The organism is Hanstruepera ponticola (assembly GCF_012931685.1).
Taxonomy (GTDB): domain Bacteria; phylum Bacteroidota; class Bacteroidia; order Flavobacteriales; family Flavobacteriaceae; genus Hanstruepera; species Hanstruepera ponticola.
Genome location: NZ_JABANC010000001.1, coordinates 475116 through 495680, shown reverse-complemented (window position 1 = coordinate 495680; position 20565 = coordinate 475116). Strand labels below are relative to the sequence as shown.

The 20565-nt window shown below is 33.0% G+C and carries 25 protein-coding genes; all 25 read right to left on the bottom strand.

Translation table 11 applies throughout. The features are described from left to right. Positions 1–5: 5 nt before the first annotated feature. Genes HGK31_RS02195 through HGK31_RS02075 form a run of 25 tightly spaced genes read right to left on the bottom strand, consistent with a single transcriptional unit; the run spans position 6 to position 20498 of the window. Positions 6–563 carry an outer membrane beta-barrel protein gene (locus HGK31_RS02195; RefSeq protein ID WP_191858289.1) on the bottom strand — a complete coding sequence of 186 codons (558 nt, stop codon included), beginning with the start codon at positions 561–563 and terminating at the stop codon, positions 6–8. A 2-nt stretch (positions 564–565) separates the two neighbouring features. Then, on the bottom strand, positions 566–1177 hold the full coding sequence (locus HGK31_RS02190) for a hypothetical protein (protein ID WP_191858288.1): 612 nt from the start codon (positions 1175–1177) through the stop codon (positions 566–568). Beyond that, entirely contained in the window at positions 1155–1712 is a 558-nt protein-coding gene (locus HGK31_RS02185; RefSeq protein WP_233450945.1) for an outer membrane lipoprotein carrier protein LolA, read from the bottom strand. Before HGK31_RS02185 ends, HGK31_RS02190 begins: the two co-directional genes overlap by 23 nt. A 55-nt stretch (positions 1713–1767) precedes the next feature. Next, on the bottom strand, positions 1768–2544 hold the full coding sequence (locus HGK31_RS02180) for a polysaccharide deacetylase family protein (RefSeq protein ID WP_191858286.1): 777 nt from the start codon (positions 2542–2544) through the stop codon (positions 1768–1770). Continuing rightward, a complete protein-coding gene (locus HGK31_RS02175) occupies positions 2538–3602 on the bottom strand; it encodes a beta-ketoacyl synthase N-terminal-like domain-containing protein (RefSeq protein ID WP_191858285.1) in 1065 nt (354 codons plus the stop codon). The genes HGK31_RS02180 and HGK31_RS02175 overlap by 7 nt, the downstream gene beginning before the upstream one ends. Before the next feature lie 2 nt (positions 3603–3604). Next, entirely contained in the window at positions 3605–4807 is a 1203-nt protein-coding gene (locus HGK31_RS02170) for a beta-ketoacyl-[acyl-carrier-protein] synthase family protein (protein WP_191858284.1), read from the bottom strand. 9 nt (positions 4808–4816) lie between these two features. Beyond that, on the bottom strand, positions 4817–5074 hold the full coding sequence (locus HGK31_RS02165) for a phosphopantetheine-binding protein (protein ID WP_104734937.1): 258 nt from the start codon (positions 5072–5074) through the stop codon (positions 4817–4819). Position 5075: 1 nt separating this feature from the next. After that, on the bottom strand, positions 5076–5699 hold the full coding sequence (locus tag HGK31_RS02160) for a 3-oxoacyl-ACP synthase (RefSeq protein ID WP_191858283.1): 624 nt from the start codon (positions 5697–5699) through the stop codon (positions 5076–5078). After that, on the bottom strand, positions 5692–6762 hold the full coding sequence (locus tag HGK31_RS02155) for a methyltransferase (protein ID WP_191858282.1): 1071 nt from the start codon (positions 6760–6762) through the stop codon (positions 5692–5694). Before HGK31_RS02155 ends, HGK31_RS02160 begins: the two co-directional genes overlap by 8 nt. A gap of 4 nt (positions 6763–6766) precedes the next feature. Then, positions 6767–7912, bottom strand: a complete 1146-nt coding sequence (locus HGK31_RS02150; protein WP_191858281.1) for a beta-ketoacyl-[acyl-carrier-protein] synthase family protein — start codon at positions 7910–7912, stop codon at positions 6767–6769. After that, entirely contained in the window at positions 7905–8357 is a 453-nt protein-coding gene (locus HGK31_RS02145; RefSeq protein WP_104734933.1) for an acyl-CoA thioesterase, read from the bottom strand. The genes HGK31_RS02150 and HGK31_RS02145 overlap by 8 nt, the downstream gene beginning before the upstream one ends. Further along, positions 8335–9600, bottom strand: coding sequence for an ABC transporter permease (locus tag HGK31_RS02140; RefSeq protein WP_191858280.1), 1266 nt, complete (start codon positions 9598–9600; stop codon positions 8335–8337). The genes HGK31_RS02145 and HGK31_RS02140 overlap by 23 nt, the downstream gene beginning before the upstream one ends. Beyond that, on the bottom strand, positions 9593–10336 hold the full coding sequence (locus tag HGK31_RS02135) for an ABC transporter ATP-binding protein (RefSeq protein ID WP_104734931.1): 744 nt from the start codon (positions 10334–10336) through the stop codon (positions 9593–9595). Before HGK31_RS02135 ends, HGK31_RS02140 begins: the two co-directional genes overlap by 8 nt. Before the next feature lies 1 nt (position 10337). Next, the gene (locus HGK31_RS02130; protein ID WP_191858279.1) at positions 10338–11333 is read right to left on the bottom strand and encodes a BtrH N-terminal domain-containing protein; all 996 of its coding nucleotides are present in this window, start codon (positions 11331–11333) and stop codon (positions 10338–10340) included. After that, positions 11323–11730, bottom strand: coding sequence for a hypothetical protein (locus HGK31_RS02125; RefSeq protein WP_104734929.1), 408 nt, complete (start codon positions 11728–11730; stop codon positions 11323–11325). Before HGK31_RS02125 ends, HGK31_RS02130 begins: the two co-directional genes overlap by 11 nt. Positions 11731–11739: 9 nt before the next feature. Further along, positions 11740–12192 (bottom strand): ABC transporter permease, encoded by a 453-nt coding sequence (locus tag HGK31_RS02120; RefSeq protein ID WP_191858278.1) that lies wholly within the window; start codon positions 12190–12192, stop codon positions 11740–11742. Then, positions 12189–12623, bottom strand: coding sequence for a hypothetical protein (locus tag HGK31_RS02115; protein ID WP_104734927.1), 435 nt, complete (start codon positions 12621–12623; stop codon positions 12189–12191). The genes HGK31_RS02120 and HGK31_RS02115 overlap by 4 nt, the downstream gene beginning before the upstream one ends. Before the next feature lies 1 nt (position 12624). After that, positions 12625–13758: a beta-ketoacyl-ACP synthase III gene (locus tag HGK31_RS02110; RefSeq protein WP_191858277.1), complete on the bottom strand. Its 1134-nt coding sequence runs from the start codon at positions 13756–13758 to the stop codon at positions 12625–12627. 13 nt (positions 13759–13771) lie between these two features. Then, complete coding sequence (locus HGK31_RS02105; protein WP_191858276.1) at positions 13772–14692, bottom strand: dialkylrecorsinol condensing enzyme DarA; 921 nt, start codon at positions 14690–14692, stop codon at positions 13772–13774. Next, positions 14693–15577, bottom strand: coding sequence for an LpxL/LpxP family acyltransferase (locus HGK31_RS02100; protein WP_191858275.1), 885 nt, complete (start codon positions 15575–15577; stop codon positions 14693–14695). A gap of 18 nt (positions 15578–15595) precedes the next feature. Then, the gene (locus HGK31_RS02095; protein ID WP_104734923.1) at positions 15596–15838 is read right to left on the bottom strand and encodes an acyl carrier protein; all 243 of its coding nucleotides are present in this window, start codon (positions 15836–15838) and stop codon (positions 15596–15598) included. A gap of 10 nt (positions 15839–15848) precedes the next feature. Beyond that, a complete protein-coding gene (locus HGK31_RS02090; RefSeq protein WP_191858274.1) occupies positions 15849–17063 on the bottom strand; it encodes a beta-ketoacyl-[acyl-carrier-protein] synthase family protein in 1215 nt (404 codons plus the stop codon). A gap of 10 nt (positions 17064–17073) precedes the next feature. Continuing rightward, positions 17074–17805 (bottom strand): 3-oxoacyl-ACP reductase FabG, encoded by a 732-nt coding sequence (gene fabG / locus HGK31_RS02085; protein ID WP_104734921.1) that lies wholly within the window; start codon positions 17803–17805, stop codon positions 17074–17076. Positions 17806–17829: 24 nt separating this feature from the next. Then, a complete protein-coding gene (locus HGK31_RS02080) occupies positions 17830–18957 on the bottom strand; it encodes a WG repeat-containing protein (protein WP_191858273.1) in 1128 nt (375 codons plus the stop codon). 20 nt (positions 18958–18977) lie between these two features. Further along, positions 18978–20498, bottom strand: coding sequence for an HAL/PAL/TAL family ammonia-lyase (locus HGK31_RS02075; RefSeq protein ID WP_104734919.1), 1521 nt, complete (start codon positions 20496–20498; stop codon positions 18978–18980). Between the last annotated feature and the right edge of the window lie 67 nt (positions 20499–20565).

The following is a 20565-nucleotide window of genomic DNA, read 5'->3' as shown; positions in this document are numbered from 1 at the left end:
TTCTATTATTTACTAAAATCAAATTTATAACCAACTCCTACTTGAATTACAGAATTCAATCGACCATCAGGATTTGAAGTGTTTAAAGCATCAATAATTCCTTGTTTATAGCGTACTTCTGCAAATAAACCAAATGGAAAATCGTAACCAACACCTCCTGATATGCTTAAGTCTGTTTCAAAAGTAACTCCAGCTCCAGTTGCTGAACTATATGATTGCGTATCACCATCAAGATTAACATCAAACCCTGGAGATATTAATATAAACAGTGGCATGTCTTCATTGAAAAAGTAAAACTTGTTAGTAAATCTAATGGCTAAATAGTCTAAATCAATATTTTCAGAACCTTGTTGAGAATATGTGATTTCAGGTTGTAGAGCATATAATTTACCGAGGCGTAATTCACCAAAAAGGCCACCATAAAATGCTATTTTAGAACCATCATCAATATTTGAAATTGTTGCTAAATTTAAGCCACCTCTTACCCCTGGCTTAAAGGTTACTTGAGAAAATGTTGTGGAAACTGTTACAAGGAATACTAAAAGTAATATAAACTTTTTCATTATTAGTTAATTGATTTAAGAGTTATTTTAAGTTTTAAATTGTAATGTTTTATCGTAATATTTTCTGCAATACTATCACTAATATTTGAAAATTGAAAGCTAACTTTTTCTTTTGCACCTTTTGTGCGATTAATTTTAACAAGCGAATCATTATTAAAAAAGTAAAAGTGCTTTTTATTATATAATGAAGTTTCAAAGATACTTTGGGAACCAATTTTATATTGGTTATCATAATTTAAGGTTTCGGTAATTAATGTTTTAAAATCTTGTTTAAGAATCTTAATTAATAAACCTTTATCAAAGTCATCAACAATATAGTTTACCTTAAAATCATTTTCTAAGAATGAAAAATCAAATAATTTAGTTCCCATTTCAGTTGTAAACACAACGCGATGTGTATTTTCTTGAATTTTCTTAACTATTAAGAGCCCTCCGAAATGCTGATCATAAACTATAATTTGGGCTTTATAGACATAATCCGTGTTTTTATTAGAAAAGTAATTATTCTCTATAATACTTTCTGATGAAATAGTTTTAGTAAAGCCTTGATTTTTAGGAAAGGATCCGCAACCAAAAACGAATAAACCAATACTAATTAGTAAATAGCGTGTCATTTAATGGGTTATTTAGTACTCTATTTACAAAATCTATTTTGGTAAAATCTCCCGAGGGTTCTATCATTTTAACTTGTTCAACGTCACCTTTTTTATTGAAAGTAATATGAAATGCACTGATGTATTTAGACAGTTTTTCATCTTTTGAAGTAAACTGAACTAAACTTAAACCATCAATTTTAAAATAGGTGATAGAGAATGCATTGTCATCAAACATGTCACCCTTTACACTATTTATAATGAGCTTGTTAAGTTGCTTAAACATCTTACTTGAACCTATATCAACGTTGCTTTTATTGCCTTCATCATTTATATACAAGGTCTCATTTTTAAATACTACTGAATATTTAAAAGGGTCAGTGTAACTCCATTTTATTAAGTTTGGTGATTTGAAGGCAAGCTTACCTTTGGTCACAATATCATTGTCTAAAAAATCAAGATGTTTGGATTGTGTGAAATCACTTAAAATGGTTTTGGTAGTAGCCGCTCTATTCTTAACCAATGATTTTAAGGCTATGGCTTCCTGATTATTCATGGGTGTTTGAGCAAATGAATTTACCGAAATAAAAAAAATGACGATACAAATTAGACTACGCATAGGCTTGTACATTAAATAAATCGTTTACAGTAACAGACTGTAAATTTTTCTCTTGCAAAAATAACAATAACCGTTCCAAAACACGGATTGTTTTTTCACTTGTATCATGAAGCAAAATAACATCTCCTTTTTTTATGTTGGTGGTAATACGTTTTAAAACCTGTTCTTCATTCAATTTGGTTGTATCCAGAGACCTTTTGTTCCAACCTATTGTTGTGAGGTTTAGTTTTTTTACAGCTTGTTTAATTCGCGGGTTTGTTACACCAAAGGCTGGACGATATAGGTTTAAATGTAAACCCGAAATGTTTTTGACAATATTATTGGTTTTTTGCAATTCGGCCATCACTTTATTAGTACTAAAAAAACCAAAAGTGTTAGCATGTGAATAAGTATGATTTCCAACTGTGTGACCGTGGTCAATAATAGTTTTAAAAATATCTGGATGTGATTCTATATGCTTCCCAACACAGAAAAATGTTGCTTTTGCATGGTGCTTTTCTAATAATGATAAAACTTTTGGTGTGAAATTTGAATTTGGGCCATCATCAAAAGTAATTGCAACATGATTGGTTTTGATATTTGCATTATAATTTAAAGCTTTTAAATGATAGTTCCAGTGAATTAAACCTGAACCCAACATGGTTATAAGTAACCAAATAATACATGCTAAAATAACGCACCATAGAGTTATATTGAAGAATAGATAAAAACCAAGGAGAATTAATAAAATAATGCCAGTTACTATATTTACTGACCTAAAATTTAGCATTGTTTTAGCAACGTGAAACTATGATTTTCTCCACGATACTGATTGTATAGCAATATAGTTTTGTAAGATGAATTTTCAACCTTATTTAATTTTACAACATCAGGTATTGTTTGGGTTTTTAAAATCTTTGAAGCAAGCCAAAACCCGAAAGAAGATGCTGTGTTGAATTCACCACATAAATGTTTGTAATAAACTTGCTGGTTGTTATGGAATGTTTTTGATTGTAAATCTGTATAAAAATCGTCAAATTTAATATCACCATTATTACCAAGAATGAGGATATCAATATCTTTTACATCTAGATTATTTTCGGCTAAAAAGTCTAAAGCAGTTTGAGAGACTTCTGCTTTAGGCAATGTATTGTAAAGTTTTACACCAATAATGTTTGCATATGAAGATGCCTTTTTTTCATTTGATAAAACAAAGAAATTAGCACCTTCACCAAATACAGCACCTTCAGTACCAGAATCTAAAAGGTTAGAACTTTTAACGGCTTCTGGTTTTATGTGGTTTATGAGTTTGTGAATAGCAACTGTGTGGTCCCCAAGCTCATCAACACCACCAATTAGAATATTTTTTTCCTCATCATTTTCTAATTGGAGTTTGGCATCTAACAGAGTAGATTCAAAGGAATTACTTGCATGAACATATGTGAAATTATAGCCTTTACACTGCAATTCTAAAGCTATTTGTCCACCAACGGTATTGTGGGTTGATTGGATAAATGATGTTGGTGTGAGATATTGTTCGTCATTATCAATTATAGCACTTACAAATTTCTCTGAATCACGAACACAACCCATTCCAGTTCCGGTTATGATTGCGTCCACATTTTCTAACCCAGCATCTTGTAAAGCGATTTTTGATGCCACAACACCCATTTTAATCCCTTTTGCCATACGTCTAGCAGCAGCAGGAGGGATGTAGTCTTTATAATTAGGGTCTATGACAGAAATAACATTGTCTTCATAACCAACAACATCTTCTAAAAAAGAATCATTATCAAATGTTTTTTGAGCAGAAATAGAACCAACGCTATTTATATAAACTTGTTTCATTTTTACGGCTCTTTCGAAAATATAACAGTTGAACAATTACCTCCAAATCCAAATGAATTGGACATGACTGTTTTAAGAGGTTTTTCCTTTAGCTCTAGCTGTGGTGTGATGTCAAATTCCTTCATCTGGGTTTCAAAATTCAGATTGGGATAAATCACATTGTTTTGAAGTGCCAAAACCGAATACACTGCTTCAATACCACCAGCAGCAGCTAATGTATGCCCAGTGTAGGCTTTTGTAGAACTGAAATCGGGAACATTTTCTCCAAAAACACGAATGATAGCACGACCTTCTGATAAATCATTATTTCCAGTAGCTGTACCATGTGCATTGATATAATCAATATCATTTGGTGTCAAGTTAGCAACCTTTAAAGCTTTTTCCATGGCTATAGTTGCACCATCTCCATTATCTGATGATGCGGTTTGATGATATGCATCATTAGCGTTACCATAGCCTTTTACATAGGCTAAAACGGTTTTGTTTTCGGATTTTACTACAGCATCAGATTCTAACACTAAAAATGCAGCAGCTTCACCTAGATTTAAGCCTTTACGGTTTTCGTCAAATGGCGTGTTATAAGTATCCGATAAAATCATTAAGGTTTTAAAACCATTTATAGTGAATTTAGATAAACAATCAGAGCCACCTACAATAACACGATCTAATTCACCAGATTTGATAAGTCTGGCGCCAAGCATTATAGCATTTGCTGCTGAAGAACATGCCGTACTGATAGTTGTAACCAAACTTTTTTCAATACCTAATTGCTCAGCTATTTTTTGAGTTGAATCACCAGCATGATGTCCTTCAATATACTTTTGAGTGGTCTTGTTTGTAAGATAATCATAAAAATAGCGTTCGGTCATATCCATACCACCAACACTAGTTGCTGATATCAATCCTGTTTTATAGGTATTGATATTGGTTATTCCAGCATGTTTAACAGCTTCTTTGGCAGCAACAGCACCCAGAAAAGCAGTTCTAGAATAATTATTATCAGAATTTAGATTAAGTTGCTGCTCAAACTCATTATTTGTAGAGGCAATTTCACCTACCATAATTTCATTGACATGGTTGGTTTTTATTTTGGCAACACGTGTAATGCCTTTATTGCCATTTAATAGCGCATGGTAGTTTTCTGCAACATTGTTTCCAATGGCAGAAATAATACCCATTCCGGTTATGGCAATGCCTTTACTCAAAAGTGTTTATTATTTAGTTCTATGTTCTGTAATATAAGCAGCCATTGTGTTTATTGATTCAAAAATAGCGCGACCTTCTTTTGGGTCGGTTAATTTGATACCGTAGCTTTTATCAAGCATAACAATAAGTTCAAGTGCATCAATGGAGTCTAAACCTAGTCCGTCACCAAATAGCATATCGTCATTGGCAATATCATCTGGCGACATATCTTCCAAGTTTAATTGCTCAATAATATTTTCTTTTAATTCTTGTTTTAAAGCGTCCATATTATGTGTTATATAATGTTGTTATGTTTTGTTTTGTATGCTTTATATTGCCTTTATCAGACACTAAATATAAAAATGCTTCATAATTATCCTCCTTATCAAATTCTACCCATCCACACAGAATGGCGTCTGCTTTATTACTTGATAACAAACTATTTGAATAGGTGAATAAATGGTCTGCATTAAAGTTGTCAAAGATAAAAAAACTATTTTCAGAATACAGCTTATATTTTATACTTATCTCTCCAATACAGATATTAGGTAAAGTGTACACAAAAACAGCTGGACTTGGATAGTAACTTTCTTTATTTTGAATGGATTCTTGATGTTTTCTATCAGTATCTAAACTAGATGCGCTATTTGAAAATACAATAGCAATATTATTTTCTGACTCTGTGTTTAATTCTTCATTTTTTAAAAGGACATCAGCAGCTAAAAATGCTAGTTTACTCAAATTATCCATTTTAAAAAACTTTGGATATTTGACATTTTGATTTTTATAAGTGGCTTTTATAAAATCTATATAGGATTTAGATTCATCTTTAAATAGTATTGAACCATTTAAAGAAACACGCTGATTCTTTATGCTACAATAGGATTTTATGTAATAATCTGTATTACTCATTAGGTTTTTTAGAAAATGCTAGCATAGTGTGGTATTCACCTAAAGCAATATCTTCATTAAGCTTTAAACCTGCTTTTTCCGCTATTTCAATAAATTCGGTTGCTTTATACATTTTAGAATTTCCATTTGCCAAAGCTGTAAAATATAATGATGTGGCTTCCAAAATAAATTTTGCATTGTCAAATCGTTGTCTATCAGTATAAGTTTCAACAATAATTAGTTCAGCATTTTCGTCCATAACATCTACACAGGTTTGAAGTACTTTTAGTATTTCATCTTTAGAAAAGCAATCTAAAAATTGACATAACCAAAAGGTGTCAGCACCATTAGGAAGTTTTGGGTTTTCTGATAACCAATCTATTTGATGACCTTTAACACGGTTTTGAAATCCTTCTTGCTCAACATTTTTTAATGCCACATTTAATTGACCAGGAAGATCTACCATTGTCATATTAACAGAAGGGTCGTGTTTACAACACTGAATCGTAAATTTACCCGTATTTGCACCAATATCAAACACAGTTTTTCGTTCTTTTTTGAAGACAATTTTTAGAGCTTCAGCAAATATATCATCAGAATAATGGTGATCAAATTCAAACCAAGATTTTTGTTGAATAGGTGTTAACTGTGAAAGACCCTCATAAATTGTCTTCCAATTACCTAATTCTTTTAAACCTTCAGGTTTTCCAGTTTTTATCGCTTCGTCTAAATGATACATGCCTTTATAGCATACGTCATGTGCAAAATTAATATTGACACTAACAGTTTCATTATAAGCTAAAAAATAACCAATTGTGGTTAGTTTAAATTGTCCATTTTCATCTTGAGTAACCATATTGGACGATTCAGCCATTTCTAGTAATACACCAACACCATAAGCGCTTAATTGTAGTGTTTCAGCAATAGCCTCTTTCGTGATACCACCTTTTTTTCTCTTTTCAAAAATAAGGTCAAATATGCCAAGTTTTCTTAACGATACAACTGTTTGAAATATGAAAGGAGCAAAAGCCATTCTATGAGCTTCCTCCAAAGCATCTATCGCTTTAATGTTTTGTGTTGACATATATTTAATTATTAATTTGAAAAATCACGGCCGTATTACAGCCTCCGAATCCAGAGGCAGTTTTTAAAAACGTTCGTAATTTTTTTACTGTTGTTTGTTTTATAACATTGATAGGCTTCGTAACACCAAGTGTTTCAAATCCTAATGATTTATATAGTGTGTTATTTTTAATTGAATGCATGCCAACTATGGTTTCCACCAATCCAGAAGCACCTAGACTATGCCCAAAATAGCCTTTAAGACTATTAAGAGGTACTTGTTCTAATTGCATGCGGTTGAAAGCAATAGCTTCCATTTCGTCATTAAATAAAGTAGCGGTACCATGTGCTGAAATATAGTCTATTTCATTTGGTAAAACACCTGATTGCTCAAATGCTGATGCCATACTTCTCAATAATCCTTCTCCTGTTCTAGAAGGACCTGAAATATGATTGGCATCATTACACGATCCTTCACCTAGAATCTTTACGGTTTCAGCAGGCAAATTTCGGCTTTCATTAGTCACTAATACACTGGCTGCTACTTCTCCAATATTGATGCCTGACCTATTCTTATCATAAGGCTTGCAAGGCTGATTGCTTAAAGCTTGAAAGGAGTTAAAACCAGACAAAATAAATTCTGTAATGACATCGCCACTGGTAATAAAAACATGGTCATAAACACCTTGCTCAATGTAACGTTTTGCGATAGCTACTGCCAAAATACCGGAAACACAGGCATTTGAAACAACTATAGCGTCATTTTTAAAACCAAAAAAATCTTTTACTTGTTTTCCAAGTTCACTCAAATAAGCCCTTTCTTTTGGAAATGGATTGTCATTATCTAAAGCATCAATATTTCCTTTTGTTGTTGAAATAATAAGACCAACACGATTATTTAAATCAATTTTAGATGACATGATTACTTTATCTAATGACGTTATCATCATTTGCTCTAAACGTGTATAGTCTTTTTTTGGGTTTAATTTATTGAATGCTAATTGAAGCTTATCGGTTGGAACTAATGAGGTGTAAAAAGGTTCTGGTAATATGGCTTGATCATCAATAAATTGTAAGCCAGAAATTTCGTTGTGAATATTTTTTACAACAGATTCACTAGTAAAACCTAATGATGATATGATATTGTTATGTGAGATTAGAATATCAGTCATCTAATAATCCAACACGTTTTTTCCAGTCCATAAAAAAATCTGGTGCAGTTAATGCTAAATCACCATCACCAATATTATCCACAAATACCTGAACGGTTTCACCTGTACAAACTAATTCTTTATTTTGGTTATAAACCTCGTATCTAAATACCATTTTTGCAGCAGGACTATCTACATAAATTGTTTTGATAGTCGCCATATCGCCATATCGTAAAGGTAATTTATGATCTGTACTTGATTTTACAATAGGCGTTGCAAAGCCAAATTCCTTTTGGTCTAAATATGATATGCCGTGATGCCTTCCAAATGCTTCCCGACCATCTTCAAAATATTGAATGTAATTACCATGCCATACAATGCCGAGAGGGTCTGTTTCTACAAAACGAACCCGAACTTCACTAGTGTGTGTTATTTCCTTTTGCCTAGACTGCGTTTTTCTTTTCATTGTAAAATATGGCAATTAGTGTTGTTATTAAGAAAAATGCGAGTAGTAATGACAACTCTGGGATTAAATCCAATAACGAACCATTTCGTAAAAATACATCGTAAAAAGCATTTAGACCCCAATTCATTGGAGAAATATTTGATAAGGTTTGCATGATTTTTGGCATGACAAAAACTGGAACCCAAACACCTCCCATTGCTGCTAATATAACCACAAACGTAGCTCCAAATGGAGCCGATTGTTCTTGTGTTTTGGCAATTGTGCCCAATAGTAAACCTAATCCAATAGCCGCCAATCCAGCAAATATGGCAACAATAAACAATAGTGGTAAACGACCTGAAACATTTAATGTTGGTAGCCCAATGGCAGGAAATAAATAGACGCCAACCAATAACATAAGAATAAACTGTATGAGACAAACAATTAAATAAACAGCTGTTTTTCCTCCTAAAACAGTAGCATAGGATACAGGGTTTGTTCTTAACCTAACAAAAGTTCCCTGACTTTTTTCTTTTACTATATTGATAGATAGTGGAACAATGATAAAAAAGATCGCAAATAAGGTCCAAGCAGGTACATTGTGCTGAACTGAATTGGGAATTAAGTCTTTATTGCCTTCTTTTGGTAAAATTTCTGTATAAGTAATAAAATTATCAGTTTCAAAAATAACTTCTGAAGGGTCATCGGTTATTTGATCTTGAAACGCTTTATATATGGATTGTGTTTCAATTTTAGAAATCATTTTATCAATGCCATTTTTCACAGAAGATTTAAAGGTCATTTGAGTAGCTGGATCAAAATAGAGCTTTACTTCTTTAGCTGGAATATCAATTAATTTGTGCTCACCTTCTTCTTCAAGCCCAAATTTGGCAATGATGCCTTCAACGTTTTGATTAATTTTTTTTTCTAAATCAGTTGAAAGGTTTTCGGGTATTATAATGGCTAATTGGTATTTCCCAGAAAAAACTAATTCTTTGGCTTCGTTTTCATCGTCTTTAGTAATAATCTCAAATGCATTTGAATCAGTCAATCCTGTTTTTACTGTCTTCGAAATTTCCCCATTGTCATTATCAACAAGTAGAATGGGGATTTTAGCATCAGAAACTGTTTTGAAAGCACTATCCTGAATAAGCGTTATAGTAACAATTAGTACGAGCGGCATGATAAACAAAATAGCTATGCCACCAATATCTCTGGTAAGTAACAATATTTCTTTATATGTTGAAGCCCACAGTTTATGCATGATCTCTTAAGGCTTTACCGGTTATAGTCAAGAATACATCTTCTAAATTATTAGCTCCTTCATGGCTATCAATAAGGTCACTTGGTTTTCCTTTTATAATTAGTTTGCCGTGATCTATTATAGCCACACGTGTACAAAACAATTCAGCCTCATTGAGATGATGCGATGTGTAAATAATTGTTGTCCCTTTTTTATTTAAGTCTTGAAGAAATCCAATTATAACATTTTTAGATTGTACATCTACACCTACTGTTGGCTCATCCAAGAAAAGTACTTTAGGGTCATGTAAAATACTTGCAATAAGATTGACACGACGTTTCATACCGCCGGAAAAAGTCTCAATTGCTTTATTAGCAAAAGGTAGTAAACCCAAATGCTCAAGAGATGAATTTATTTTAGAATCAAGATGTTTACCTTTTAAACCATACATGCTTCCAAAGTATTTTAAATTTTCAAAAGCGGATAATGTAGGGTAAAGCGCATATTCTTGAGGGACAATACCAATTAATTGTTTTAATTGGTTCTTGTTTTTATGATAGGTTAGATTATTTATTGAAAAAGACCCTGAAGTAGGTTTAATCAAAGAGCAAAGTATGGAAATGAGTGTTGTTTTTCCTGCGCCATTGGGACCCAGAAGTCCAAAGATTTCTTTTTCATCAATGAACAAATCCAAATTGGAAACTGAAAAATTTTCAGAACCCTTATACTTTTTAGATATCTGTTCAATTTTAATCATGTTAAATGGCTTTCTTAAGTTTTTTAAAGAAAACTTCTTCTTTATCTGCAATAGTTTCCAATTGCGAGGCTATATCATTATAACCATCAACCTTCGTTCCTCTATTTTTATAAATTCTGGATGCATCAACAGCAAAATCACGCCATAAATCGCCAATTTGGGTCATTTCTTTTGACAATTCGGCTAGTCTTTCATTATTTAAAACTTTGCTAGATTCTTGCAGAAATGCTGCAAATATGTAACGAAATCCACCACCGCCAGTTCCAATTTCCTCCTGCATTCTCACAATTTGTCCTAAATAATGATTGGCAACTTTTATACCTTTCTTTTTAGGCCATTTTCTTATTAGTTTTGCTATTGTTCTAATTCCTTTAACGCCAACAATAGGCATTGGAGCCAACATTTCTCTACACGTTTGCTTGATGCCTTTTTTAATTGCCGATTCAAGCTTCAGTTCATTAGGAAAATCTGTTGGATAGTATATGTGACCTTTTGGGGCAAAAGCACCTTTAGCAAAACGTACTTTTTCCAATTGCTTTTCGGTTAATGTGGTAACCGTTTCCATAACCGGGTCGCTAATTAGATAGGTGTCATTTTCCTTTCCATAAACCACTAAATTGTGCGCATTGAAATGAAAGCGATATTCATCAGGGAAGTAAACCAAGTTATAAACACCGACCTGAAGGCCAACTGGGTTGTTGTTCTTTAAATTTTCATCTAATCGGGCTTTTGCTTTTTTTGGATCCTTAAACTTCTCACGTTTTATCTTAATTCCAACACGTTTAGCAAAACGCTTGAAAATAAAGCCAGGCATAGCTCTATAAGTAATTGCAGGAGCATGGTTGACCATTAATAAAGGAATGTAGCAAAACAACAAGCCAGAACCAATGCCAAAAACCATAGGTTCGCTGACATTGAATCCGTTATGTTTCATTAAATTTGAAACCACACCATTTTCGCAATGTGCAGATTGATGGTGGGTAAATTTAATCTCCATATTCTATGTTTTTTAGTTGTTCAATACTGATTTCAAAAACATCAGCATATTTTTGAAGTGTTTTATCAGATAGTTTTTTGAAAACATGTGGCTTAAAGTGCCGTTTTACACGCCATTTCCAAATCCTTACATAACTTGCTAGAATATTAACATCCATTTTATGCAACTCCATGTAATACTCTATGGGACTTGTTTGATTATCTAACACTCTTTTTTTAGCATCTTCCACCCGTGCATTTATTTCTTGAATGGCATTGTCTAAAGCTATAGTTTTAGGATCCCAGCCTGAACTATTAACGGTTGTGTATTCGCCGTTTTCGTCAACAGCATAGCAAAGCTCTTTGAAATTAGCTGATTCGAGATTGCTTTTGTCTTGAGGGACTTCATCTTTTTTCATCTTCAAAAATTAATTTAATTCTCGTATGAATAAATTCATTTCACAAGATAACAATTCTTCTTGGGCTAATGTAATTGAACATTGAATGGAGCACATTTTGTAATGTTCAGTTTCGAGTTTTGAAATAATTTTTGCGTGGGTTTTAATTGTGGAGCCAACTTTAGGACATGATAGTATTTTTAAGGATTTAATTGCGCTTATAAAACCAATTAACTTTGTTCCCAGGCCATTTGTGTCCTCATCATCAAAATAACTTTTCCCTACAATTGAAGAGCAAGTTTGAGCAGCATTTTCCGTCATTCCAGCTTCGTTAAAAAAACCTTTATCATTAAAAATACATTCGTCTTTGATGGTAAATGCTGTTGAAACATGTTCATCATCTATAGATAGCACATGATCAACCATTAAGAAAGGTTCGCGATGTGGCAAGAATTTGGTGATATCTATATCTTGGCAATTCATGTGTTTGCAATTACCGTTTTCATTTCACCTGAAGCAATTTCTTCATTTTTAGCATTAAATACTGAAACAGAGACCATTGTAACACCCATAAATTCATGAAGAATGTTGGCTTCTGTTCTAATGACATCATCTACTTTTGGGAGCTTATTAATGATGATGGTTTTAATGGAGCCAATGTATCCCGTTGGTGCCTTTTCACCTTTTAAAAAATAATCATATCCCGTATGCAAGGCAACGGTCTGTGCCATATTTTCAACAAGTCCGGGTTCAAGAAACAAATTGTTTTCAACAAAAAGATTATCATCTAAAATTTTAAATGAAGAGGTGATTTTTTCACTGTTAAAGTTCAAAAGCGAATCAACCATTACAAACGGAATCTTTTGAGGAATTAAATTTGTTATGTTTTGAACAGGGAATTGATTAGCTTTCATTTTAACACACTGTTAAAAGGGCAATTGAATAAGCAAAACGAGCACTTTCAGGGACCGACAGTAAAATTTTATCACCTTTTTTCAATTTTCCTGAATGAGTCAATTCTTCTAACATAATGTAGATTGAACCAGCACCCACGTTACCAACTTTGCTCAAGTTCATGAACCAATTTTCCCAAGGAATTTCAACACCTTGAGCAATCATTTCTTGGTATAACTTTTCTTTAAAGAAATGGGAAGATATGTGTGGCAAATAATAGTCAATATCAGTTGGGCTTAAATCATGTTTTGAAAGAGCCTTTTTTAAGCTGTCTACACCTTTAACTAAAATATTTTCGCCAAGCAGTTTGACATCTTGTTTCATGGCAAAAAGTGACTTTTTACTCCACTGATCAGATGGATATTCACTCCAAGGTTTTAAAAAACCATCTTCCAATTTGTCGCCACCAGCGTACATGCATGCTTCAATTTCATGAGCATATGAGTAGCCTTCCATCCACTCTATTTTTAAGGGTTGATCTCCTTTTGGTTCATTTTCTAAAAGAAAAGCGCCAGCACCATCTGATAGCATCCACCTTAAAAAATCTTTATTAAAAGCTAGAATAGGGTTGTCTTCTAAAGTTTCAAGATATTTAATTTCTTCTTCAAAAGTATCAGATTTCATCCATGTTGAGGTACGCTCGGACCCAGTGGCAACTGCGTTTTTTGTTCCTCCAGATTTGACTGATAGATAGGCAAATTTTAAGGCATTCATTCCAGAACAACATGCTCCAGAAGGCGAATTAATTTCAACATTACCATTCTTTAAAAAACCATGAACCATAGCTGCATGCGATGGTAATATTTGGTCTGGGCTGGATGTTCCACAAGATAGCAATTCTATATCTTCTGCTTTAAACGTATCATCACATAAACCTACTATAGCTTCTTTTGTAAGCTGCGCATTGTTGTGGGTAATATTTCCGTTATCATCAATTGCATAGTACCTTGTTTTTATCTGATTATTTCGTAAAACTATTCGACGTCCTTTAGACGTCTTACCATTAATAGTCCCAAGCTTATCTTCCATTTCATCATTACTGATTGGACGATTTGGTAAAAACTTTGATACTCTTGTTATATAAACTTCGTTCATTTTTCGGTGCCTCCTATTTTAATGCAACAGATGCGTAATATACTTTATCTCTTTTAATTTTACCGTACAAAGGTAAATAAGTCAACAAAAATAAGATAAAAACTATAGGTGCAATAAACCAAATGACAAATAATAGGTAATAATTAAAGATTTTAACCCAAAATTGTCTTTTTGGTGCATTTTTATCACCTTTAGATTGAATAAATTGGGCCCATTTTGAGAATATGACATTGGCACGTTTATCTACTGTAATCAAAAAAGGTTTTATTTTGACAGCATTTTTTTCTAAAAGATTGTTTTGCAATCCAGTAAAATCATTTTTTTGTAGATGATTTAAGATAATAGGGCCAAATTTAGTTGCTTCATCTATGTCCTTTTGAGATACACCTGGCTTTGGAAATATTCCCAAAAAACGTTCTTTTTTTCCAGAGAACATCCATTGAGCAATAGTGATGACACTAATATGATTTATATGCCTGTCTGCCAAAACTATATTACCAACTAAATGAGCATTCATAGATTTTAGTTTTTTCTTCATTTTTTCCTGTGCCATAATCCACATGTTTCTACAGCCAATTACAGTTATAACAGGTGTATTGTTAAACAATTTTTTGGCTTGTTCTGTATGTAAAAATGAAGTGGTTGGGAGTGAGGGAGTTAAATACCAGATACTATATCCAAATATAATTAAATCGTACTTTTTATTTATAATATGCTCGGGTAAAACTTCTACCTCATGAGGTATTTGGTTAAAGGTGTCAGGAAAAGCACCATAAAATTCTTTTTTATTCCAAGGAAATGGAAAAGGCTCTTTCATATTGATTGATACATGGGTTGTCTCAATATTATCACCTTTTATTGAAGCCGAAATATTATTTACAATCTCGGTAAGCTGACCAGACTGGGAATAATGTATAACTAATACGGATTGCATTTAAGTATTTTTAGAATTCCAAAAATCAAAATAATTAAACCACTGAAGCGGATATTTTTCTAGCATCCAAGATACACTTTCTGCGTATTCTTTTAATAACATTTGTGAATCTCTTTGCTTGGCTTGTGATTTTCTAGCATATAAGTGGTAATGGCTCGAAGTTTCCTTCATGACATACACAAATAATACAGGTACATTTAACCTAGATGCTAATAAAAAGGGACCAGCAGGAAATTTTGCATCTTTACCCAAAAGTGATTGTGTTAAATATTTTGAACCTTTTACATAGCGATCACCAGTAATACATACAATTTCATTACGTGCTAAAGCTGCATTAATTTCAAAAATGTGTGATAAATCTTCTTTAATTAGAATCAGATTTATATGAGATTTATTGGTGACACTTTCAATGTATTCTTTTATTGCAGTATGCTCCACATCGGTCGTTAATAAGCTAATGGATGTTTTTCCTTCCAATTCGCCAAAAAAGAATTCTGCAATTTCAAAATTTCCAACATGAGCGCTGATAAGAACGCCACCTTTTTTTTGTTTTAGTGTTTCTTCAATTAAATGAATACCATCAAATTCATATGTGAATTTATCTCTTAACCCTGAAGAAATAGCAACTTTGTCAATTATAGTTTGACCAAATACATAATAGCTTTTGAAGATACTCCATAGACTCTTTTCTTTAGAATATTGCAAACGCTCTTTGAAATAATAGTAAATAGCTTTGGAGCTATCACGTGCAAAAAAGCAAAAATAGGTAGCAACAAAATATAATATAAAATAAGCTGCTCCTAGTCCAAAGTTCTTCATGAAAAATACAAATATTTTGTATCCTAGAACCGTGCCTCTAGATTTTCCTTGCCATTCAGCAGCCATACATAGATATGCGTGTTTTTAGCTTAATTTATTTTCAATAAGATTGTAGAAATCTTGAAGTGTTTTAACATTTACAAAATCTTCCCCTACCAGTTTTACACCAAAGTTAGATTCTACAGCAACTACAAGATCAACAAAGTCCAAGCTATCAAGTTCAAGCGTGTCTTTTAAATTAGCCTCTGGTGCGATGTCATCTGGTTCAACTTCAAATTCATCAATAAGAAAGTCGTTTATTTTTTCAATAATAACTTCTTTATCCATCACCTCTCTTTTATTTTTTAATTATTAATGCTGAATTTGTTCCCCCAAATCCAAAAGAATTGGACAAAAATACATCAAATTTTTTATCTATTGTTTTACTAACTAAATTTAATTTCGAAGCTGCTTCGTCTGGCTGTGTAAGGTTTATATTTGGGGCAATGAAGTCATGTTGCATCATGAGCATAGAATAAATAACTTCACTGGCACCAGCCATCCAACATTCATGGCCAGTCATAGATTTTGTTGAACTTACGTAAGGTCCGTTTTCACCAAAAACATTGACTATAGCTTTAGCTTCATTAGCATCTCCAACCGGTGTTGATGTAGCGTGTGCATTAACATAAGCAATATCTGAAGGGTTAATGTTCGCTTGCTTAATGGCTTTAAGCATTGCTTTTGAAGGACCTTCTACGTTTGGAGTAGAAATGTGTTCCCCATTTGAAGAAAAACCATAACCAATAATTTCACCCAGAATATGAGCGCCTCTTTTTATAGCAGAGTCGTAGGATTCCAAAATTAAAGTTGCACCACCACCACTAGGCACCAATCCGTCACGTGAGATGTCAAAAGGTTTTGAAGCTTGTTCGGGATGTTCCAAATTTGAGGAAAACACACCCAAGCCGTCAAAACTTCCCATAGCTAGTTTATTGATTTCTTGTGCGCCACCACAGATAACACACTCTTGTAATCCACTTTTTATAAGTTGATACGCCATGCCGATAGCGTGTGAGCCACTCGCGCATGCTGCACTTATTGTAAAGTTTACACCTGTTAGTTTAAAAATAGTTGACAAATTCATAGTTACTGTTGAATTCATCCCTTTAAAAATAGCACCCGAACCTACTAATGTTGTATCTTTTTTCTCTCTAATAGTATCGATAGATTCAATTACAGATTGTGCTGTACTGTCGTTACCGTATATAATACCAACTTCATTAGCATCAATATAATCTTGATCAATTTTTGCGTTTTTTAGTGCTTCAAGAGTTGCTACAAAAGCATATTCACCCTCTTCACCTAAACTAACTCGCTGTCGTCTTGATAAGTCATTTTTTAAGTTTGGTCTTTCCACCATACCAGTTAAAGGAGAGCGATATCCAAACGGAATACGCTCTTCGTCTATTTTGATACCTGATTTTCCTTCATATAATGAGTTTTTAACTTCTTCTAGGTTTTTACCTATACAAGAATAAATTCCCATTCCAGTAATGACAACACGATTCATTTAAAATTGATTATGAGTAAATCCCTCCATTAATATTTAAAACCTCTCCAGTAATATAAGACGCTTTTTTTGAAGCTAAAAATGAAACAGCATGAGCTACTTCTTCAGGTTCTCCAAATCTGTTAACTGGGATTAAATTTTTTAATTCAGATTCATCCAATTCTGATGTCATATCAGATTTTATGAAACCTGGCGCTATAGCATTTACAGTGATTTTTCGTTTAGCTACCTCTTGAGCCAATGCTTTGGTTGCAGCCACTAAAGCACCTTTGGCAGCAGAATAATTGGTTTGTCCAGCCGTGCCCTTTACACCAGAAACTGAAGCAATATTGATAATGCGACCATAACGGTTACGTAATAACTTTTGAATTAAGTTATTGGTTACGTTATAAAATCCGTTTAACGAGGTATTAATAACGCTATCCCAATCTTCTTTTGGCATCCACATAAACAAGCCATCTTTGGTTATTCCTGCATTGTTTACAATAACTTCAACAATAGATTCTTTGTTATTTTCCTGCCAGGTGTTTAAAGCATTATTTACAGAATCAGCGTTAGATACATTAAATTGAATAATTTCACCTGAATTGCCTTCGGCTTCAATACTTTTTAAAGTTTCTAATGCGGCTTCTTCATTACTATTATAATTTATTAATATGTGGTAGTCAGAATCTTTTGCTAATTGAATACATATAGCTTTTCCAATTCCTCTAGACCCACCTGTTACTAGGGCACATTTCATGTAGATTTAATGTTTTTGATTTTGTTATTTGAAAAGCTCTAAATTTTCAAAAGAAATATTGTTAAGAACCTCTCCTTTCGTATTGATATAAACCCAAGATTTTTTGTCTTTTACTCGAGCCAATCCATCATAGAACCCTTTTTGGTTATTTTTTTGAAAAATGGAGAATCCGCCTGCGGTAATATCATAATTGTCCTCAATAACCATTTCCCCTTTAGTATTTATAAAACCCCAAAGTTTATCAATTTTAACTGGAGCCAATCCATCTTCACTGAAAATTTCAGCGTCGCGGTACTCTAACGGAATAACAACTTCACCAGAAGTATTGATGTAGCCCCATTTTTTATCTTTCATAACAGGCGCCATTCCATTTACAAAGGCACGTACTTTGTCATAGGTTGGTTGAACAATCCAATTACCTTTGTTATCAATAAATCCTATTTTATCATCCTTTTTGGCATAAGTATTCTCACCATTGATTGAAAAGTCCCAAATTTTTTGAGCACCTGGAACTTCTTTAAATGTACCATTTATAATTAGACCATAAGTCTCTCCTTTATTGGCTACTACTTGTCCGTTGTAAACGTTACTAATACCATCATATTCAGTTTTCACATAGTAGTTACCAGTTTTATCACTCAAACCCCATTTATCATTTTCTAATACCTTGGCGTAACCGTTTTCAAAATTGAAAGCTTTTTGGAATTTTGGTGCAATCACGGTCTTGCCTTCTGTGTTGATAAAACCTACATAATCACCTTCACGCACTAATGCAAACCCATCATTAAAATCGTAAATTTTATCTGATGAAATATTGGTAAGCACTTGTTCACCTTTAGTATTAATATAAATCCAATTTTTGTCTTTAAGAACAACCGCTATACCAGAATTGAATTCTTTAGTTTTGTCAAAAGTAGGTTCAATAACCCAATCACCTTCTCGGTTTATAAAACCCCATTGTTTTTTGTCGTTCATAGCTTCAGCCAAATCACCAGAGAAGCTTTTGGCTACTTTAAAACTCGGTTTAATTTTCCATTCGCCTTTTTTAGTAATATAACCAAACTTACCATCTTGCTTGGCAAGTGCCAATTCTTGAGCAGAGCTTGTTAAAACCGATACTAAAAAAAATAGCAGCAGATATTTTGTTTTCATGATTAATAGCTTTTTAAAATTTAGTGATTCAATATGTAGTCTTTTACCTTATTTACATAAGGATACATGGCAACATCATCAGTAAAGATAGGAACTAAATTTCTAATTTCATCATACATTTTCCTTGTTTTTGATGAAACTTGGTCTTGAACTTTAAGATACTCAATAGCTTGGACAATAGTAATCATTTCAATGCCTACTACTTCAAAAGCATTTTCAATAACTTTTTTAGATATCAAAGCAGCATTGGTTCCCATACTAACAATATCTTGATTGTCATTATTGTTTGGAATACTGTGAACGTACATTGGATTTGATAGCATTTGATTTTCTGCGGTTGTTGAAGTTGCCGTAAATTGAACACCTTGCATTCCAAAGTTTAAACCTAATTTACCAAGATTTACAAATGGTGGTAGCATATCATTTAATCGGGCATTCAATAAGTAATTTAATTGACGTTCTGAAAGCATACTAAGCTTTGTTACAACTGTTTTTAACTTATCCATTTCAAGTGAAACGTAATCGCCATGGAAATTACCACCATGATAAACGTGTTCCTTTTCAACATCAACAATGGGATTATCATTTGCTGAATTTACTTCTTCGATTAATATGGTTTCAACCGAATTAAGAGTGTCTAAAACAGGTCCTAAAATTTGAGGCACACATCTTAAAGAGTAGTATTCTTGAACTTTTTCCTTAAAAACGGAAACATCTTCATTCTTACTATATAAATGGTGTTCACGCTTTCTGGTAAGTCCACTGTCCTTAAGATGCTCGCGCATAGATTCAGCAATTTTGCGTTGACCGATATGTTTTTTTGATTGGTTTAACTCATAAGACAAGTGATCGTCATAAGCCTTCACTATTTCATTGATGGCTGCCGAACAGGATGTCATCCAATCTAAAAGTCTTCTTGTTTTTATGGTATTAACAATGCCAATGCCTGTCATGACTGATGTGCCATTCATTAATGCAAGACCCTCACGCAATTCAACAGATATTGGTTTTAAGTTTTCTTTTTCAAAAACAGATTTAGTATCTAATCGATCACCTTTATAAAAAACCTCACCTTCACCAATAAGAACTAATGCCAAATGAGCTAACTGAACCAAGTCACCACTGGCACCAACACCACCATGTTCATAAATGAGCGGTGTAATATCTCTGTTAATTAATTCAGTCATGAGTTCAATGACTGAAATATGGACTCCAGAATGGCCTAGCGAAAGCGTGTTAAGCCTAGCCAGCATGGCAGCCTTGACATAAATAGGAGCAATAGGCTGTCCTGTTCCGGAGGCATGGCTTCTTATTAAGTTGTATTGTAATTGGATACGTTCAGAATCTTTAATTTTATATTGAGCCATAGGGCCGAAGCCTGTGTTAACACCATATATGACTTTGTTTTCTGAAAACTCTTTTAGAAAGTTAAAACTATTTTTTACGCGTTGCTTTACGTCATCTTCAATTTGAATGGGCTGATTTTCAAAAATGACTTTATAAAAATCATCAATCCCTAATTTGCCGTTAAATTTTAACATGTATGCTTTTAGTATTATATTTGAACAACTGAAAATGAATCAGTTTAGTTGGTGTGCAAATTTATAA

Coding starts and splice junctions, on each gene's coding strand:
- HGK31_RS02130 (WP_191858279.1), bottom strand. CDS start 11,333: ATGGAGATTAAATTTACCCACCATCAATCTGCACATTGCGAAAATGGT.
- HGK31_RS02095 (WP_104734923.1), bottom strand. CDS start 15,838: ATGGATAAAGAAGTTATTATTGAAAAAATAAACGACTTTCTTATTGAT.
- HGK31_RS02090 (WP_191858274.1), bottom strand. CDS start 17,063: ATGAATCGTGTTGTCATTACTGGAATGGGAATTTATTCTTGTATAGGT.
- HGK31_RS02150 (WP_191858281.1), bottom strand. CDS start 7,912: ATGACTGATATTCTAATCTCACATAACAATATCATATCATCATTAGGT.
- HGK31_RS02145 (WP_104734933.1), bottom strand. CDS start 8,357: ATGAAAAGAAAAACGCAGTCTAGGCAAAAGGAAATAACACACACTAGT.
- HGK31_RS02110 (WP_191858277.1), bottom strand. CDS start 13,758: ATGAACGAAGTTTATATAACAAGAGTATCAAAGTTTTTACCAAATCGT.
- HGK31_RS02080 (WP_191858273.1), bottom strand. CDS start 18,957: ATGAAAACAAAATATCTGCTGCTATTTTTTTTAGTATCGGTTTTAACA.
- HGK31_RS02165 (WP_104734937.1), bottom strand. CDS start 5,074: ATGGACGCTTTAAAACAAGAATTAAAAGAAAATATTATTGAGCAATTA.
- HGK31_RS02075 (WP_104734919.1), bottom strand. CDS start 20,498: ATGTTAAAATTTAACGGCAAATTAGGGATTGATGATTTTTATAAAGTC.
- HGK31_RS02120 (WP_191858278.1), bottom strand. CDS start 12,192: ATGAATTGCCAAGATATAGATATCACCAAATTCTTGCCACATCGCGAA.
- HGK31_RS02125 (WP_104734929.1), bottom strand. CDS start 11,730: ATGAAAAAAGATGAAGTCCCTCAAGACAAAAGCAATCTCGAATCAGCT.
- HGK31_RS02135 (WP_104734931.1), bottom strand. CDS start 10,336: ATGATTAAAATTGAACAGATATCTAAAAAGTATAAGGGTTCTGAAAAT.
- HGK31_RS02105 (WP_191858276.1), bottom strand. CDS start 14,692: ATGCAATCCGTATTAGTTATACATTATTCCCAGTCTGGTCAGCTTACC.
- HGK31_RS02115 (WP_104734927.1), bottom strand. CDS start 12,623: ATGAAAGCTAATCAATTCCCTGTTCAAAACATAACAAATTTAATTCCT.
- HGK31_RS02190 (WP_191858288.1), bottom strand. CDS start 1,177: ATGACACGCTATTTACTAATTAGTATTGGTTTATTCGTTTTTGGTTGC.
- HGK31_RS02185 (WP_233450945.1), bottom strand. CDS start 1,712: ATGAATAATCAGGAAGCCATAGCCTTAAAATCATTGGTTAAGAATAGA.
- fabG (WP_104734921.1), bottom strand. CDS start 17,805: ATGAAATGTGCCCTAGTAACAGGTGGGTCTAGAGGAATTGGAAAAGCT.
- HGK31_RS02140 (WP_191858280.1), bottom strand. CDS start 9,600: ATGCATAAACTGTGGGCTTCAACATATAAAGAAATATTGTTACTTACC.
- HGK31_RS02175 (WP_191858285.1), bottom strand. CDS start 3,602: ATGAAACAAGTTTATATAAATAGCGTTGGTTCTATTTCTGCTCAAAAA.
- HGK31_RS02100 (WP_191858275.1), bottom strand. CDS start 15,577: ATGGCTGCTGAATGGCAAGGAAAATCTAGAGGCACGGTTCTAGGATAC.
- HGK31_RS02160 (WP_191858283.1), bottom strand. CDS start 5,699: ATGAGTAATACAGATTATTACATAAAATCCTATTGTAGCATAAAGAAT.
- HGK31_RS02155 (WP_191858282.1), bottom strand. CDS start 6,762: ATGTCAACACAAAACATTAAAGCGATAGATGCTTTGGAGGAAGCTCAT.
- HGK31_RS02195 (WP_191858289.1), bottom strand. CDS start 563: ATGAAAAAGTTTATATTACTTTTAGTATTCCTTGTAACAGTTTCCACA.
- HGK31_RS02180 (WP_191858286.1), bottom strand. CDS start 2,544: ATGCTAAATTTTAGGTCAGTAAATATAGTAACTGGCATTATTTTATTA.